Genomic DNA, 15,087 nt, shown 5'->3' with positions numbered 1-15,087 from the left:
AGGAAAAAATCATGTCTGAAGATCTGAAAATGAAACTGACCCGCCGTGGGTTGTTGGGCGCAACGGCCGGTGGCGCAGCGCTTGCTGGCGGTTTAGGCACCCGTGCGATTCTGGCCGGTGGCGCGCTGGGCGCAGCCTCGGTTGCCGCGACCACTGCGGCCAACGCATCCGAGGCGGCAAATGTTGCGCCGGGGCAGTTGGATGAATATTACGGCTTCTGGTCCTCGGGCCAGTCGGGCGAAATGCGCATTCTCGGCATTCCCTCGATGCGTGAATTCATGCGCGTGCCGGTGTTCAACATCTGCTCGGCCACCGGTTGGGGCATCACCAACGAATCCAAGAAAATCCTGACCGAAGGTCTGTTGCCGAAAACCAAGGCTTACCTGGCCGCCAATGGTCTGGAATTCCCGCGCAACGGCGATTTGCACCACGTCCACATGTCGTTCACCGAAGGCACCTATGACGGGCGCTTCCTGTTCATGAACGACAAGGCCAACACCCGCGTTGCCCGTGTGCGCTGCGATGTGATGAAATGCGATAAGATCACCGAAATTCCAAACGCCAAAGGCATCCATGGTCTGCGCCCGCAACGCTGGCCACGTACCAACTATGTCTTCTGTAACGGCGAAGACGAAGTGCCGATGATCAATGACGGCAAGATTCTGGACAAGCCCGAGGAATACGTAAACTTCTACACCGCGCTGAACGCCGATGACATGACGATTGCATGGCAGGTGATGGTGTCGGGCAACCTTGACAACACCGATGCCGATTATGAAGGCAAATACGCGTTTTCGACCTGCTACAACTCGGAAATGGGGATGACGCTTGCCGATATGACGGCGGCTGATATGGACCACGTTGTTGTCTATAACATTGCCGAAATCGAAAAAGGCATTGCCGAGGGTGATTTTATCGAGCTGAACGGCGTCAAGGTAATTGATGGCCGCAAAGGCAAGAACAAGAAATACACCCGCTATATCCCTGTGCCGAACAACCCGCATGGTTGCAACATGGCGCCAGACAAGATCCACCTGTGCATTGCGGGCAAGCTGTCGCCAACCGTATCGGTGATCGATGTGCGCAAACTTGACGCTGTGTTCGCCGACGAGATCGAGCCGCGCGCGGCTGTTGTGGCCGAACCGGAACTGGGCCTTGGGCCATTGCACACCTGCTTTGACGGCACCGGTAACGCCATGACCACCTTGTTCCTTGACAGCCAGGTCGTGCGTTGGAACATCGAAGACGCGATCAAAGCCTTTAATGGCGAAAACGTTGACCCGATCCGTTCGAAAACCGACGTGCATTACCAGCCCGGCCACAACTCGACCGCGATGGGCGAAACGCTGGATGCCAACGGCAAATACTACCTGTCGATGAACAAGTTTTCCAAAGACCGCTTCTTGAACGTCGGCCCGTTGAAGCCGGAGAACGAGCAGCTGTTCGCGATTGATGGCGACAAGCTGACCTTGATCCACGACGGTCCAACCTTTGCTGAACCGCATGACAGCATTCTCGTTGACCCAAGCAAGGTGAACCCGCTGTCGGTCTGGAACCGCGACGACCGCATGTGGGCCGATACCCGCAAGCAGGCCGAGGTAGATGGCATTGATCTGGATGACTATCAGGATACAGTCATCCGCGATGGCAACAAGGTGCGGGTCTATATGTCCTCGCAGGCGCCAAACTTTGCGATCGAAAGCTTTACCGTGAAGGAAGGCGATGAGGTCACGGTGATCGTTACCAACCTTGATGACATCGACGATTTGACCCACGGCTTTACCATGGGCAACCATGGCGTTGCGATGGAAATCGGGCCGCAGGCAACGTCTTCGGTTACGTTCATTGCTGCGCAGCCGGGGGTTTACTGGTACTATTGCCAGTGGTTCTGCCACGCACTTCACATGGAAATGCGCGGCCGGATGTTCGTTGAACCGAAAGACGCCTAAAATGCTGCGTGCCCTGATCCTTTTGCTTTTGGCTGCCTCGCCCGCTTTGGCGCGCGATGTGGCTGTGGTGCCGGGTCAGGGCACGCTTGCCAATGCCATCGCCGGGGCCGATCCCGGCGATGTGCTGCACCTTTCCGCCGGCGTTTACGGCGGGGCGGTGGTTATTGACCGCCCGTTGGCCATCATTGGCCCGGCCGGGGCGGTGGTTGACGGGCTGGGTCACGGCACTGTCATCACGATTGACGCAGCCGATGTGTCGGTCAAAGGCATTACTGTAACCGGTTCGGGTATGCGCAGCCCCGATCTGGACGCAGGTATCAAGATTTTGAAAAAGGCCGACCGCGCGCATGTCGAGGGCAATCACGTGCTGGGCAATCTGCACGGCATCGATGTGCATGGCGGGTTTGATGCGCTGGTGCGCGGCAATACCATTGAAGGCACGCAAAACCCGCGGATGAATGATCGCGGCAACGGAATTTATGTCTGGAACGCGCCCGGAACGGTGGTCGAAGGCAACTCGGTGCGCTGGGGTCGTGACGGGATTTTCTCGAACACGTCGCGCAAGGGCACCTATCGCAACAACCTGTTTCGTGACCTGCGCTTTGCCGTGCATTACATGTATACCAACGATTCCGAAGTGTCGGGGAATGTGTCGATTGGCAACCATCTGGGCTATGCCATCATGTTTTCCAACAAGGTTATCCTGCGCGATAACCAAAGCCTTGGCGACCGCAGCCACGGCGTGATGCTGAACTATACCAACAGCTCGGATATCTCTGGCAATCTGGTGCGGGGCGGGGCGAACCGCTGCACCTTTATCTATAACGCGCATAAGAACCTGATCTATGATAACCGCTTTGAGGGCTGCGCGATTGGCATCCATTTCACCGCCGGCTCTGAACGTAACGTGCTGACAGGCAACAGTTTTATCGGCAATCGCGAGCAGGTGAAATATGTCGGCACCCGCGATGTGGAGTGGAGCTTTGAAGGCCGTGGCAATTACTGGTCGGACCATCCGGCCTTTGATCTGAACGGCGACGGAATTGCCGATAGCGCGTTTCGCCCCAATGACCTGATGGATCACATCTTGTGGTCGCAACCTGCCGCTGCCTTGCTTATGGGTGCGCCGGCGGTGCAACTGATACGCTGGTCGCAATCCAGCTTTCCGGCGACATTGCCGGGCGGTGTTGTCGATTCCGCGCCCCTTATGGCGCCAATCACGATTACCGTTTCCCCCGAATTTGCCGCGTTAGAGGCGACTGCCGCCGCCAACCGGCCCAAAGGACTGAATGATGACCTCGACCTTGACGATCTCGGCACTCACTAAAACCTTTGACGGGGCCAAGGCCTTGTCGGATGTGTCGCTGCATGTTGCCGCGGGCGAGCGTGTGGCCTTGCTTGGCCATAATGGCGCGGGCAAATCGACCCTGATGAAAATCATTCTGGGCCTGATCGCGGCAGATGCGGGCAGCGTTTCGGTATGCGGTGCGGCACCGGGCAGTGCGCAGGCGCGTGCAGCCGTGGCCTATCTGCCGGAAAACGCCGCCTTTCATCCGGCGCTGACGGGCTTGGAACAAATCAGCCACTACCTGCGCCTGCGCGGCGAATCCGCTGGCAAGGCGATGGAATTTCTGGACCGTGTGGGCCTTGGCCATGCCGCCAAGCGCCGCATCGGCACTTATTCCAAAGGGATGCGGCAACGCGTCGGCCTTGCGCAAACCCTGATTGGCGCGCCGAAATTGCTGGTGTTGGACGAGCCGACCTCTGGCCTCGACCCTGTGTCGCGCCGCGATTTCTACAGCCTGCTGGACGGGCTTGCCGCCGATGGCGCCGCGATTCTGCTCTCCAGCCACGCGCTGACCGAGGTCGAGGCCCGTACCGACCGGCTGCTGATCCTGTCTGGCGGGCGGATGGTGGCGCAAGGCACGCTGGCCGATCTGCGGCGCGAGGCAGCTTTGCCCGTGGTGATGAATTTGACCGCCCGCAACGGCTACACCTCTGATCTGATGGCGGCACTGCCGGCGGCAATTCAGTTTGCCGAAGGTCTGCGCATTTCATGCCGTCAACAGGACAAGCTGGCGACGCTGGCACAGATTGCTGTGCTGGAAAGCAAGATCGCCGATATTGATGTCATGCCGCCCAGTCTGGAAGACATCTACAGCCATTTCAGCCGGAGGGACGGCCAATGATTGACCGCATTCTTGCCACTGCAATCACCGAGGCGCATATCGCGCGGCGTAACCGCTGGGTTGCGATTGCGGTTGCCTTGATGGTCGTGTTTTCGCTGGTTCTGGCGGCGGCTGGTTCGGCCGCGACAGGGGCCTTGGGGGCCGACCGTCTGTCGGTGACAGTGGCGTCATTGACCTCGCTTTCCGTTTATCTGGTGCCGTTGGTCGCACTGCTGATGTCATTCGACGCCGTTGCAGGCGAGGTAGAGCGCGGCACGCTGCCTTTGCTGCTAACCTATCCTGTGGCGCGGTGGGAATTGCTGCTGGGCAAGCTGGTGGCGCATCTGGCGATTTTGGCATTGGCGATTCTGGCGGGCTATGGCGCGGCAGCATTGGCGGCTATTGTCACCGACCCGCGCGCGGTGGCGGGCTTGGCTGCGTTGTGGCGGCTAACGTGGACCAGCGTTTTGCTGGGGGCTACTTTCCTGTGTGTCGGCTATGCGCTGTCATCGCTGGCCCGCAGACCTTCGGGGGCGGCGGGGCTGGCGATCGGGGTTTGGCTGGGGCTGGTTGTGCTGTATGATCTGGGGCTGCTGGCGGCGATTGTGGCCGATAATGGCGGCGTTTTCAGCACCCGCGTTTTCCTCTTTGCACTGCTGGCCAACCCGGCCGATGCGTTTCGCCTGTTCAACCTTGCGGCGTCAGATGCCACGGCGGCTGCGGCAGGCGTTGGCGGGGCGGCAGCCAGTATTCCGCTTTGGCAATCGCTTGCTTCGATGCTGGCGTGGCCCGTCGCGGCGCTTGTTTTGGCGGCCGCAGCATTCCGGCGGGTGGTGCCATGAAGCGCTTTGCCCTGATCGTTTGCCTGTTGCTGACCGCGTGCAAAGAGGACGTGGCGCAAGATGTGTCGCCCGTCACGCTGAACCCGCAAGCCGTAGGGCATTACTGCCAAATGGAGCTGCTGGAACATGAGGGCCCAAAGGGGCAGGCGCATCTGGCGGGCCTGCCCGGCGCACCGATTTTCTTTAGCCAGGTGCGCGACGCCGTGGCCTATATGCGGATGCCCGAACAAAGCCACGCAATTCTGGCGGTTTGGGTCAATGACATGGGCGCAGACGGGGCCACCTGGGCCAAGCCGGGCGTCGATAACTGGATCAAGGCGCAAGACGCGACCTATGTGGTTGGCGCCGCTGTCAAAGGCGGCATGGGCGCGCCCGAGCTGGTCCCGTTTTCCGACCCCGCCCGTGCCCGTGCCTTTGCCACGGCCAATGGCGGTACGGTGATGGCGTTTGACCAGATTCCGGATGATGCCGTTCTGGCGCCTGTCGATCAGGATGCCGAAGCACAACAAACAGATACCGATTTTGAACAACGTCTGCGTGCCTTGTCGCGCAAGACCGGAGGGTAATACCATGACAACACGCCGCCGCTTTCTGGCGATCAGCGCCGCCGCCTTTGCTTTGCCAAACGCAGCCCGTGCGCAACCCGTCTATACATGGACAGGCATTGCTTTGGGGGCAGGGGCCACCATTCGTCTGGCCCACCCCGATGCGGCCGCAATCACCACTCGCGCCGCAGCCGAGATCGCGCGGCTTGAAGGGATCTTTAGCCTCTATCGCGCCGACAGCGCACTGTCGCAGTTGAACCGCGATGGCAGCTTGGCCGAGCCGCCGTTCGAGCTGTTGGAATGCCTGTCCATCGCGGGGGCTGTGCATCACGCAACCGGCGGGCGGTTTGACCCGACGGTGCAGCCGCTCTGGGCTGCCTATGCCGAGGCAGGGGTACAAGGCCGTGCACCCGAAACCGCTGTTTTGGCCCACGCACTGGCCCTGACCGGCTGGGCAGGGGTAACGCTGGACGCCGCCGCGATCACCTTGCGCCCCGGTATGCAGCTTACGCTGAACGGTATCGCGCAGGGCTATATCGCCGACCGTGTGGCGGGCCTTTTGGCAGCCGAAGGGCTGACCGATATTTTGGTTGATACCGGCGAATTCCGTGCCGTTGGCGGGCAGCCCCAAGGCGGCGCTTGGCCCGTGAAACTGGCGCAGGGCGGCGAGGTGGCGCTTGCCTCGCGTGCGCTTGCAACCTCGGCCCCGCTGGGCACGCAGTTTGATGCGGCGGGCACCTTGGGCCATATTCTTGACCCGCGGACCGGGTTTACAGCAGCGCCGATCTGGCGCGGGATCAGCATTTCTGCGCGCTCGGCCGCCGTGGCGGATGCACTGTCGACGGCAGCGTGCCTGATGGACAGTGCAGATCAGATCACAGCCAGCCTTGCGGGCTTTCAGGATTGCAGACTGGAATCGGCGGTTCTGGCCTAAGGCTAAGGCGTTACCCGAAAGGGTACACGCCAAACAGCAGTGGATGCACCCAAACCAACAAGGCATAGGTCAGTGCGGCAAGGCCCGTGCGCAGTGCCCCGTTGGCTGTAATGCGGGGCAGCGGCCAACGGGCCGTTGCAGCCCTTAGCGCCAACCATTCGGGCCCCATGTTGCGCTTGTGGCGGCGGTCGATCATCCAAATTCCCATCAGCGCGAACAGGGCAAAAGCGCCGAACATCAGTACATGTGCAAGGTCGCCATTCGGCACCATATGCGCCACCGCCCAAAGCGCCATCGCCACCAGCAAAGGGTGGCGCATCCAGCCGACGATACCGGGATGCGCAGGGTCAAATTCGGCATTGTGTGCCCCGCCAAATGAAAACGGGTTCGGCCTGCCCAGCGACAGCGCCGCAATCAGGCACACCAGCGCCATGGCAATCTGCGGTACCAGTAATTGCCACGGCGCCCAGCTCCAGAGCTCGACAAACGGCGCACGCCCTGCAGCGACAATCAGCCAAGCCAAAGCTGCAATCGACAGCATCGAATAAAGGCCAAGAAACAGCGGCGCGCCAATACGCGCCTCTATCGGCTGGCGAATTTTGGGCCGCAACGGCAGGGAATGCGTGACCAGAAAGCCAACGGCGGACAGGATAAATTCAAGCCAGCCCATTGCCTAAACCTTGGCCCTTGCCCGCAGCAACAGCGGGCCATAAACCACGGCATACCCCGCAAAGCCAAGGCACCACAGCAGGCCTGCCAGATCGTAAAACACCATCGCCTGCGCCGCGAACAGCCCCGCCAGAAACCGCGCGACAACGGCACCCACGATCGCAGCATAGATCAGAACGGTGCCCGTGCCCGCCGTCAGGGCCTGGCCCGTGTGGCCCAGCGTTGCCCGCGTCATCACCGCGACAGTCATCGTGCCAATCGCGCCGGCCATCCACAGATGCTGGGCTGCGATACTGCCGGTCAGGTCAGGCCATAACGCCGATACCCCCATTACCAATGCCCCCAGCGGGATGAACCCATAGGCCAGATGCAATATCCAGACCAGCGGCTCGCGCCTTGTGTGCCAGCCACGCCACCGCCACAGACGCGCCGTTTGGGCCACCGCGCATGCAATCAACAACAGGCCCGTCACAGGTTGCAAAGGTGCGATAACCCACAGCACAATCGCCGCCAGTGTCACCAACACGGCCAGTTTATCAAACTTCCCCATCGGCGCGGGCCGTGCGGCCAACCCCGCCTTGACCAGCCAGTTGCGGGTAAAGGACGGCACAATCCGCCCGCCAATCAGCATGATCAGCGCGATCCCAGCACCCAGCCCAATCCGCAGCCCGACCCCTGCGGCGGCATAGCCCCCCTGCGCGGCCTCATAGTGAAACACCGCATTTCCAAGCATGAAAACCGTCAGAATGCCCAGCACCGCAAGGTTTTTCCAGTTGCGCCCCAAGATGATTTCGCGCGCCAGATAGCCCCAAAGCGTGGCCATGCCCGCAAGGTCAAGCATAGCAATCGCCAAAGGTGGCCAACCCGCCGAAAACATCACGGCAAGCCGCCCCAGCAGCCACAACCCGACCAGCCCCGCCAAAGGCCAGCCAACCACAGGCAGCCGCCCCGACCAGTTCGGCACTGCCGTCAGCAAGAACCCCCCGATCACCGCCGAGACATACCCGAACAGAAACTCATGCGCGTGCCACGACACAGGGTCAAAGGCCGTCGGCAGCGTCAGCGCGCCTGCCAGCATCGGCACCCAAAGCACCATGGCAAGCAAAGCCCATAGCGCTGCCCCAAGGAAAAACGGGCGAAAGCCATAGGTCAGGATGGCAGGGCCGCGCCAGGCGCGCATCTGTTCGGCTGTCGTGGTCATAGGGCCTCGGTGGGTGAAGGAATGGGAAACTGAATGCCGACCTCGGTCAGAATGGCGTTCAGCACAATGTCATGCGGTTGCGGAAAAATCGTCGCCAGCCGCGCCGATTGAAACCCGATGCCAATGGCAAAGGGACGCAGTGCAAGCGCAGCCAGCGTCCTGTCAAAATAGCCGCCGCCATAGCCAAGCCGGTAGCCATTTCCATCCCAGCCAACCAGCGGCGCCAATGAAATATCGGGTGTGCAAACCTCGGCCTCAGGCGGGGGGACCGGAATGTCCCAATCGCCGCGCAGCATGCGGGTTTCGGGTGTCCAGCGGCGAAACACCAAAGGCGCGGCCTTTTGTTCGACCAGCGGCAGGCAAACCACGACCCCTGCGGCGTGCAGATCGGCCATCACCGGGCGCAGGTCAGGCTCGCCCTTGATTGGCCAATAGCCCGAGAACACCTTGCCGCGCAGGTCGCCAAACTGCTGTTTCAGCAACGCGCGCAGATGCAGCCCAAGCGCCGCACCAATCTGCGCCCGCGCCTCTACCCCAAGCGCCTGCCGCGCCGCCCGCAGCTGCTTGCGCTCGGCGCTGCGCCAGCGCGCCACATCGCGGGCTTGTTGCGGGTCCACCGCCAGCGGGTCAAAGTAATCCGGTGCAATCTCACCGGCAAGGCAGGGAGGTGAGGCATAGCTGCCGGGCAGCTCAGGCTCTGCTTTGGGGGGCGGATTGGTACGTGGGTCGGCCATAGCGGCGCCTTGCGACAATTCATGTTGCAACACAGCGTAAACCTGTTAATAGGTATTGTAAATACCTATTCATGGATCGGACCCCGCCCATGCGCCTGACCTCATTTACCGACTATGGCTTGCGGATGCTGATGCGGATGGCCAGCGCCCCCGACAGCGCCTTTTCAACTGCCGATCTGGCACAGGAATTCGGGCTGCCGCGCAACCATCTCAGCAAAATCATGCAACGGCTTTCACGTGAAGGGATTGTCGAGACGCGGCGCGGCGGCGGCGGTGGGGCGATACTGGCCAGACCACCACAAGAGATCCGCCTCGGCGATGTGGTGCGCCTGCTCGAGGCTGACCAACCGTTGGTCGAGTGTTTTCAGACCGCGCCAAACAACTGCACGATTGATGGCCAGTGCCGCCTAAAGGCACATCTGCGCGCGGCCGAACGGGCCTTTATGGCCCATCTTGATGGCGCGACTCTTGCCGATATTGCACTGGCCGCGCCCCTGACCCAGTAGCGGCCAAGGGCCAGCGTAAACGGATACGCGCCCGATCAGCGCGCCAAAATCCAGATTAAAGTGGCACGTCGTCATAGGCGCGCTTCCACGAATAGGCAGCACTTTTTAAACTGTCCGACGCGCCAGACGTCAGGATAGTCATCATCTTGGCCGTCGCGCCGCTGTAATCTTCCAGCGTCTTTTTGTGAAATTCGGCCTGCACTTTCTGAAGCTCTTCAAACGATTTGCACGCCAGCATGGCCTGTTGGGTTTCGATATCCTGTTGAATGCGTGCTGACAGGAACTGCATTGTTTCGGTGGCGACAGCAAACATCGCCTGCATTGCCTGCGCCTGGATCGGGTTCAGGGCGGCCATAGGGTTGGTTTCCGACGGTTTTTTCATTGCTTTGCCTTTCTGCAATCATGACCAAGGACATGCGGGCAAGACTGGTACAAACTCGTGCGGCGCTTGCCTTGTTCACTTGTTGAGTCTGCAGTTTATACCTTCTCACCCAGTCTTGCATTGATTCCTGTCAAATTGCCGACCTGCTGTTCCCTGTTCGGGCTGACCGTCGGGTGCCGGATTGTCGTGCAGGGAATGCAAGGCAAACGGGGTCAGCTGCTAAGCCCGTGCAACAGGGCTGCGCGCAGGGCGGGGGCATCCAACCCCATCGCAACCTTGATACGCAGCGGGCCGGGTATCAGCGCCCCAGTGTCAACATCGACAGCCAACCCGCGTTCCTCAACGCGGAAAAGCTGCGGGTTTTGCGCGAAAAGCGGCACGCAGGGGTCATGCAAAGGGCGGCTTTCGGCGCTGTTGGCCGCGAAATAGGCCTCGATCAGCTCGGCCACGGCAATTGCGGGGGTGTGGCCAGTGGCGTGCAGCGCGGCAATATAGGTGGCATCGGCACGCAACTGGCGCGTGGCATCCAACGGGATCAGCGTCAGGTCAAGCCCGGCCGCCAGCACCAAGGCCGCGGCCTGCGGGTCATGCGCAAGGTTGAATTCGGCCTTTGCGCCAACATTGCCCGGCTCATCGACCGCGCCACCCATTGCAATCACACGGCGGATGCGCGCGGCGGCGGCAGGCGCATGTTGCAGCAACAGCGCAAGGTTGGTCAGCGGGCCAAGGCAGTGCAGGTCGATGCTGTGCGGCGGGTGCGCCTCTAGTATTGCTTGCATGGCAGCTACGGCGTCATGGCTGCGCGGGGCTTGGGCCGGTTCGGGAAATTCAACCCCGCCCAAACCGTCATTGCCGTGAATGCCGGTTTCTGGCCGTGCCTCACGCCCCAAAGGTGCTGCGGCGCCTGCATGCACAGGCGTATCAACCCCCGCCAGCGCACAAATGCGGCCCGCATTGCGCGTGGTCACCGACAGGCCGATATTGCCCGCAACTGTGGTAATCGCCACCACATTCATCCCAGCATGACCCAAGGCATATAGGATGGCAATGGCGTCATCGATGCCGGGATCGGTATCGATGATCACAGTGTTCACATGGGCAGGCTTTGTCATTTCGGGCGGCCCCTTGGGTCAGAGAGTGCAGCAGCGTTCGACGAATCTTTCCTTGAAAGGACAGGCGATTTGCAATCCATTGGCAAGCGCCTTCGCAGGGGGTAGCGTGGTAAAGTGGCGGCCGCCCTTGAACCGCGCGCATCGGCCAGACAGCAACCGACCCGCCCTAACGGGCCCTGAACAAAGAGACTATCATATGAACACCGGCTCCAAGAAAACCACCCATGACGCCGAACAAGACAGCCGCAACCGCGACATCAAGATCTATGTGAACGGCAAAATCGTGCACCGCGATGAGGCCAAAGTGTCAGTCTATGACGCGGGCTTCATGCTGGGCGACGGGATGTGGGAAGGTATGCGCCTCTACAACGGCAAATGGGCGTTTTTTGACGAACATATGGACCGGCTGTATGACAGCTGCAAAGCGGTGTCATTGGATATCGGATTGACCCGTGCGCAAATGGCGCAGGCACTTGCCGATACGGCTGCGGCCAATGGCATGACCCATGATGCGCATTGCCGCCTGATGGTAACACGGGGGATAAAGGACAAACCGTTCCAACACCCCGCCTTGTCGCGGTCCGGCCCGACGGTTGTCATTCTGATCGAACATTCCAAACCCGCTGCCGATGTGCAGAAAAAGGGCATCCGCCTTGCCGCAGTGCCACAGGTGCGCGGGTTGCCGCACAGCCAAGACGCCAAGTTCAATTCGCATTCCAAACTGAATTGCATCATCGCCTGTTTGCAGGCTGAGGCAGCAGGCGCAGATGAGGGCCTGATGCTCGACCCGCATGGCTTTGTGAATACCACCAACGCTTGCAACTTTTTCATCGTCCGCAAAGGCGAGGTTTGGACCAGCACGGGCGATTACTGCATGAACGGCGTCACCCGCCAAAAGGTGATCGACCTGTGCCGCGCCAATGCCATTCCGGTGTATGAGAAAAACTTTTCGCTGTATGAGGCCTATAGCGCCGATGAGGCCTTTCTGACCGGCACCTTCGGCGCGCAAACGCCTGTGGCCTCGATAGACGGACGGCCGATTGGCGATGGCACGATGGGGCCAATGACCCTGCGGCTGCGCGGGCTTTACAAAGACCTTGTGGCCGCGGCAACCGCCTAACCGCGGGGCCTTTCAGCAGGTTCGCGGCGGGCAGGGCAAGTCTCGGCATAACACACGCGGCAGGTGCGACCAACCACGCCGACGGCATCCACCTGCGCCTGACCCTCGGCCAATGGGGCCTGCGGAATAATAAGCATATGCGATTGCATCAACAGGTTGTCGCCCAGCCCGCTATCGTCGGATGGTGTGGCGATGGAATAGGTCAAAACCGTTTCGCTTTCGCGCCCGCTTTGCCGCAGAAACCGGCGGATAGGGCGCAATGGCTGCGTCGAGGCCTGAAACAGCGGCAACATGGCACAAGCACCCGAGTGGCGCGGCACCGAAAAGCCTTTGACCTGCTTTTTCAAAATCAGAGTCCCCGAGGCATCCGCTATGAACAGCCCGACAGGTGTTGGCAGCATCTCTTGCGGCACCGAAGCGATCCGCCTCAACGTGGTTGCCAGGTCGGCACCGACCATGCGGGCAATGGCAATCGGGTCCAACCCGCGACGGCGCAGCGCGGCTTTCAGATCGGCCATCGGAATCTTGCGCGCGTCGCGGATATAGCCTGTCAAATGCGTCACGGCCAGCGCGCGCGCGGCAGATGATTTCAGCCGCGCCGAGCCAAGTATTACCTCTTCGATAGCCGCCACATCCCCGGCTTCAAGCGGCGCAAAATGGTGCGCGTTGTCATCCAGAAACTGCTCCATCTCATCTGGGGGCAGTGCGGCCCCTGCCGCCGCACCTGCGTTGATGCTTAGATAGTCAACCAAGGCCTGCGCCCCGCGTGACAGTCGCGCACTGTCTTCGATGATGTTGCGCTGAAACCTTTGCTGCCACGCGGGTTCCAGCTTTGGCTCGTCTTGCAGAATGCTCGCGCTTGACCGGATCGCGGTGACGGTTGACAAAAGCTCGTGCAGGGCATCGGCAAGCTGGCTGTCATTGGCCAAACGGTCGTTCAGCGTTTCGGTCAGTTGCTCCAGCGTTTGCACGCGGCGGTGGCGCGCGGCCAGCAACCGCGCCCAGGCCGGAAACCGGCCCGAAAACACCTCGGACGCGTCGTAAATACCGTTCAACCCCGGCTCGCTTATCTGGGCGTCGCGCAGGGTATCGGTCAGGCGCGCATCGGCCCCTTCGGCCAAAACCGACGGGTCCACAGCCAGCGCTGCCGCGATATCGGAAAACAGTTTGCCGCCGATTCTGCGCCGGTTGTGTTCGATCTGGTTGAAATAAGATGCCGAGATTCCAACCTGTTTCGCAAGATCGGCCTGCTTGATGCCAAGCCTTAGGCGGTGTTCGCGGATCGATGTGCCGGAAAGCTGCTTTTGCACAGGTAAATTCCCTACCAAGATCAAGGCCCTACTATGCGCATTGTAAATTTATTCGCAAAATTTGCAAGTGCAGCGCAAAAATCTTCGCAAAATTTTTATTGCGTGTAAGGTAGTTGTTGCGAAATTTTCCATTTTGGGTCGATACTAACCTTGCGCAGAACTGCGCGTGGAAGGCGCATCGGGAGGGATGTTTCCACAAAAAACGAAAAGGGAGGATACTATGTCAAATAGCAGATTCACGCGTCGCGGGCTTCTGAAGACAAGTGCTGTCGGTACCGCTGGTTTGGCTATGCCGATGTTTTTCACGTCGCAGGCCAATGCTTTCACCAACGAGCCTACAGGCAGCACCGTTACACTGGGTTTCAACGTTCCTCAGTCCGGCCCCTATGCCGATGAGGGCGCGGATGAGCTGCGCGCATTCCAGCTTGCGGTCGAGCATCTGAACGGCGAAGGCGACGGCGGTATGCTGTCCACCTTCTCGTCCAAGACGCTGGATGGCACGGGGATTTTGGGCAAAAAGGTTCAGTTCGTAACCGGTGATACACAGACCAAATCGGATGCGGCACGGGCGTCAGCCCAGTCGATGATCCAGAAAGACGGCGCTGTGATGATCTCGGGCGGTTCGTCTTCGGGCGTGGCCGTGGCTGTGCAGGCGCTGTGCCAAGAGGCCGGCGTTATCTTCATGGCGGGTCTGACCCACTCGAACGACACCACCGGTAAGGACAAAAAGGCCAATGGCTTCCGCCATTTCTTTAACGCCTATATGTCCGCTGCCGCGCTGGCACCTGTTTTGGCACAGCTTTATGGCACAGACCGCAAGGTCTACAGCCTTACCGCCGACTATACATGGGGCTGGACACAGCAGGAATCGATCAAAGCCGCGACCGAGGCGATGGGCTGGACCACGATCAACGACGTGCGCACGCCGCTCGCCGCAACCGACTTCAGCTCGTACATCGCACCTGTCTTGAACTCGGGTGCAGATGTTCTGGTGTTGAACCATTACGGCGGAAACATGGTGAACTCGCTGACCAACGCTGTCCAGTTCGGCCTGCGTGACAAGCAAGTCAACGGCAAGAACTTTGAAATCGTTGTGCCGCTGTATTCCGAGTTGATGGCCAAAGGCGCAGGCAAGAACATTGCCGGTATCGTTGGTTCGCAGAACTGGGACTGGAAGCTTGAGAACGAAAAAGGCGCCCGCTACACAGGCACCAACGCGTTCGTTCAGTCCTTCGGCGCCAAATACGGCTTCCCGCCATCGCAGGCCGCACAGACCTGCTATGCGCAGACGCTGCTTTACGCCGATGCGGTTAACCGTGGCAAATCCTTCAACCCATGTTCCGTTGTCGAGGCGCTGGAAGGCTTTGAATTCGACGGTCTGGGCAACGGCCCAACCTTGTACCGCAAAGATGACCACCAGTGCTTTAAAGACGTTGTTGTTGTGCGCGGCAAAGAGAACCCAGAGAACGAGTTTGATCTGGTGGAAATTGTCGAGGTTACGCCCGCAGACAAGGTTACTTACGCACCCGATAACCCCATGTTCGCCGGTGGCGATCTGGGTGCTTGCAACCCGGGCGCATAAGCTAAGGCAAACCAAAATGGGCCGGTTGCGTGC

The 15,087-nt window shown here is 60.2% G+C and carries 15 protein-coding genes; 9 read left to right on the top strand and 6 right to left on the bottom strand.

The genetic code is table 11. The features are described from left to right. Positions 1–11 precede the first annotated feature (11 nt). Genes nosZ through AKU79_RS00380 form a run of 6 tightly spaced genes read left to right on the top strand, consistent with a single transcriptional unit; the run spans position 12 to position 6,438 of the window. On the top strand, positions 12–1,949 hold the full coding sequence (gene nosZ / locus AKU79_RS00405) for a TAT-dependent nitrous-oxide reductase (protein WP_050521614.1): 1,938 nt from the start codon (positions 12–14) through the stop codon (positions 1,947–1,949). Between the two features lies 1 nt (position 1,950). Continuing rightward, the gene (locus tag AKU79_RS00400) at positions 1,951–3,276 is read left to right on the top strand and encodes a nitrous oxide reductase family maturation protein NosD (RefSeq protein WP_050521613.1); all 1,326 of its coding nucleotides are present in this window, start codon (positions 1,951–1,953) and stop codon (positions 3,274–3,276) included. Next, a complete protein-coding gene (locus AKU79_RS00395; protein ID WP_050521612.1) occupies positions 3,242–4,138 on the top strand; it encodes an ABC transporter ATP-binding protein in 897 nt (298 codons plus the stop codon). Before AKU79_RS00400 ends, AKU79_RS00395 begins: the two co-directional genes overlap by 35 nt. Then, positions 4,135–4,959, top strand: coding sequence for an ABC transporter permease (locus AKU79_RS00390; protein WP_050521611.1), 825 nt, complete (start codon positions 4,135–4,137; stop codon positions 4,957–4,959). The genes AKU79_RS00395 and AKU79_RS00390 overlap by 4 nt, the downstream gene beginning before the upstream one ends. Beyond that, positions 4,956–5,525, top strand: coding sequence for a nitrous oxide reductase accessory protein NosL (locus tag AKU79_RS00385; RefSeq protein ID WP_050521610.1), 570 nt, complete (start codon positions 4,956–4,958; stop codon positions 5,523–5,525). The genes AKU79_RS00390 and AKU79_RS00385 overlap by 4 nt, the downstream gene beginning before the upstream one ends. Positions 5,526–5,529: 4 nt before the next feature. Beyond that, entirely contained in the window at positions 5,530–6,438 is a 909-nt protein-coding gene (locus tag AKU79_RS00380) for an FAD:protein FMN transferase (RefSeq protein WP_050521609.1), read from the top strand. A gap of 10 nt (positions 6,439–6,448) precedes the next feature. On the opposite strand, the gene AKU79_RS00375 is transcribed toward AKU79_RS00380, so the two are convergent. Genes AKU79_RS00375 through AKU79_RS00365 form a run of 3 tightly spaced genes read right to left on the bottom strand, consistent with a single transcriptional unit; the run spans position 6,449 to position 9,042 of the window. Beyond that, a complete protein-coding gene (locus AKU79_RS00375) occupies positions 6,449–7,108 on the bottom strand; it encodes an NnrU family protein (RefSeq protein WP_050521608.1) in 660 nt (219 codons plus the stop codon). 3 nt (positions 7,109–7,111) lie between these two features. Then, positions 7,112–8,308 carry an NnrS family protein gene (locus tag AKU79_RS00370; protein WP_050521607.1) on the bottom strand — a complete coding sequence of 399 codons (1,197 nt, stop codon included), beginning with the start codon at positions 8,306–8,308 and terminating at the stop codon, positions 7,112–7,114. Continuing rightward, a complete protein-coding gene (locus AKU79_RS00365) occupies positions 8,305–9,042 on the bottom strand; it encodes a 5-formyltetrahydrofolate cyclo-ligase (RefSeq protein WP_050521715.1) in 738 nt (245 codons plus the stop codon). Before AKU79_RS00365 ends, AKU79_RS00370 begins: the two co-directional genes overlap by 4 nt. Before the next feature lie 89 nt (positions 9,043–9,131). On the opposite strand from AKU79_RS00365, the gene AKU79_RS00360 reads away from it, so the two are divergent. After that, positions 9,132–9,548 (top strand): RrF2 family transcriptional regulator, encoded by a 417-nt coding sequence (locus AKU79_RS00360; RefSeq protein WP_050521714.1) that lies wholly within the window; start codon positions 9,132–9,134, stop codon positions 9,546–9,548. 55 nt (positions 9,549–9,603) lie between these two features. On the opposite strand, the gene AKU79_RS00355 is transcribed toward AKU79_RS00360, so the two are convergent. Beyond that, entirely contained in the window at positions 9,604–9,903 is a 300-nt protein-coding gene (locus tag AKU79_RS00355) for a phasin family protein (RefSeq protein WP_197087156.1), read from the bottom strand. Positions 9,904–10,142: 239 nt separating this feature from the next. Beyond that, positions 10,143–11,042 (bottom strand): nucleoside hydrolase, encoded by a 900-nt coding sequence (locus AKU79_RS00350; RefSeq protein ID WP_050521605.1) that lies wholly within the window; start codon positions 11,040–11,042, stop codon positions 10,143–10,145. Positions 11,043–11,238: 196 nt separating this feature from the next. On the opposite strand from AKU79_RS00350, the gene AKU79_RS00345 reads away from it, so the two are divergent. Next, on the top strand, positions 11,239–12,162 hold the full coding sequence (locus AKU79_RS00345) for an aminotransferase class IV (protein ID WP_050521604.1): 924 nt from the start codon (positions 11,239–11,241) through the stop codon (positions 12,160–12,162). Here the strand turns inward: AKU79_RS00345 and AKU79_RS00340 are convergent. Then, positions 12,159–13,472 (bottom strand): XRE family transcriptional regulator, encoded by a 1,314-nt coding sequence (locus AKU79_RS00340; protein WP_050521603.1) that lies wholly within the window; start codon positions 13,470–13,472, stop codon positions 12,159–12,161. The two genes, AKU79_RS00345 and AKU79_RS00340, sit on opposite strands and share 4 nt — an antisense overlap. 220 nt (positions 13,473–13,692) lie before the next feature. Here AKU79_RS00340 and AKU79_RS00335 point away from each other — a divergent pair, with 220 nt between their 5' ends. Next, positions 13,693–15,054: a substrate-binding protein gene (locus AKU79_RS00335; protein WP_050521602.1), complete on the top strand. Its 1,362-nt coding sequence runs from the start codon at positions 13,693–13,695 to the stop codon at positions 15,052–15,054. The last annotated feature ends 33 nt before the right edge of the window (positions 15,055–15,087 follow it).

The organism is Pseudorhodobacter wandonensis (assembly GCF_001202035.1).
In the GTDB taxonomy this organism is placed as follows: Bacteria; Pseudomonadota; Alphaproteobacteria; order Rhodobacterales; family Rhodobacteraceae; genus Pseudorhodobacter; species Pseudorhodobacter wandonensis.
Note: the sequence above shows the minus strand (reverse complement) of the source record. Positions and strands in the feature narration are given on the sequence as shown.

Coding starts and splice junctions, on each gene's coding strand:
- AKU79_RS00375 (WP_050521608.1), bottom strand. CDS start 7,108: ATGGGCTGGCTTGAATTTATCCTGTCCGCCGTTGGCTTTCTGGTCACG.
- AKU79_RS00390 (WP_050521611.1), top strand. CDS start 4,135: ATGATTGACCGCATTCTTGCCACTGCAATCACCGAGGCGCATATCGCG.
- AKU79_RS00370 (WP_050521607.1), bottom strand. CDS start 8,308: ATGACCACGACAGCCGAACAGATGCGCGCCTGGCGCGGCCCTGCCATC.
- AKU79_RS00400 (WP_050521613.1), top strand. CDS start 1,951: ATGCTGCGTGCCCTGATCCTTTTGCTTTTGGCTGCCTCGCCCGCTTTG.
- AKU79_RS00335 (WP_050521602.1), top strand. CDS start 13,693: ATGTCAAATAGCAGATTCACGCGTCGCGGGCTTCTGAAGACAAGTGCT.
- nosZ (WP_050521614.1), top strand. CDS start 12: ATGTCTGAAGATCTGAAAATGAAACTGACCCGCCGTGGGTTGTTGGGC.
- AKU79_RS00365 (WP_050521715.1), bottom strand. CDS start 9,042: ATGGCCGACCCACGTACCAATCCGCCCCCCAAAGCAGAGCCTGAGCTG.
- AKU79_RS00345 (WP_050521604.1), top strand. CDS start 11,239: ATGAACACCGGCTCCAAGAAAACCACCCATGACGCCGAACAAGACAGC.
- AKU79_RS00355 (WP_197087156.1), bottom strand. CDS start 9,903: ATGGCCGCCCTGAACCCGATCCAGGCGCAGGCAATGCAGGCGATGTTT.
- AKU79_RS00385 (WP_050521610.1), top strand. CDS start 4,956: ATGAAGCGCTTTGCCCTGATCGTTTGCCTGTTGCTGACCGCGTGCAAA.
- AKU79_RS00360 (WP_050521714.1), top strand. CDS start 9,132: ATGCGCCTGACCTCATTTACCGACTATGGCTTGCGGATGCTGATGCGG.
- AKU79_RS00350 (WP_050521605.1), bottom strand. CDS start 11,042: ATGACAAAGCCTGCCCATGTGAACACTGTGATCATCGATACCGATCCC.
- AKU79_RS00380 (WP_050521609.1), top strand. CDS start 5,530: ATGACAACACGCCGCCGCTTTCTGGCGATCAGCGCCGCCGCCTTTGCT.
- AKU79_RS00395 (WP_050521612.1), top strand. CDS start 3,242: ATGACCTCGACCTTGACGATCTCGGCACTCACTAAAACCTTTGACGGG.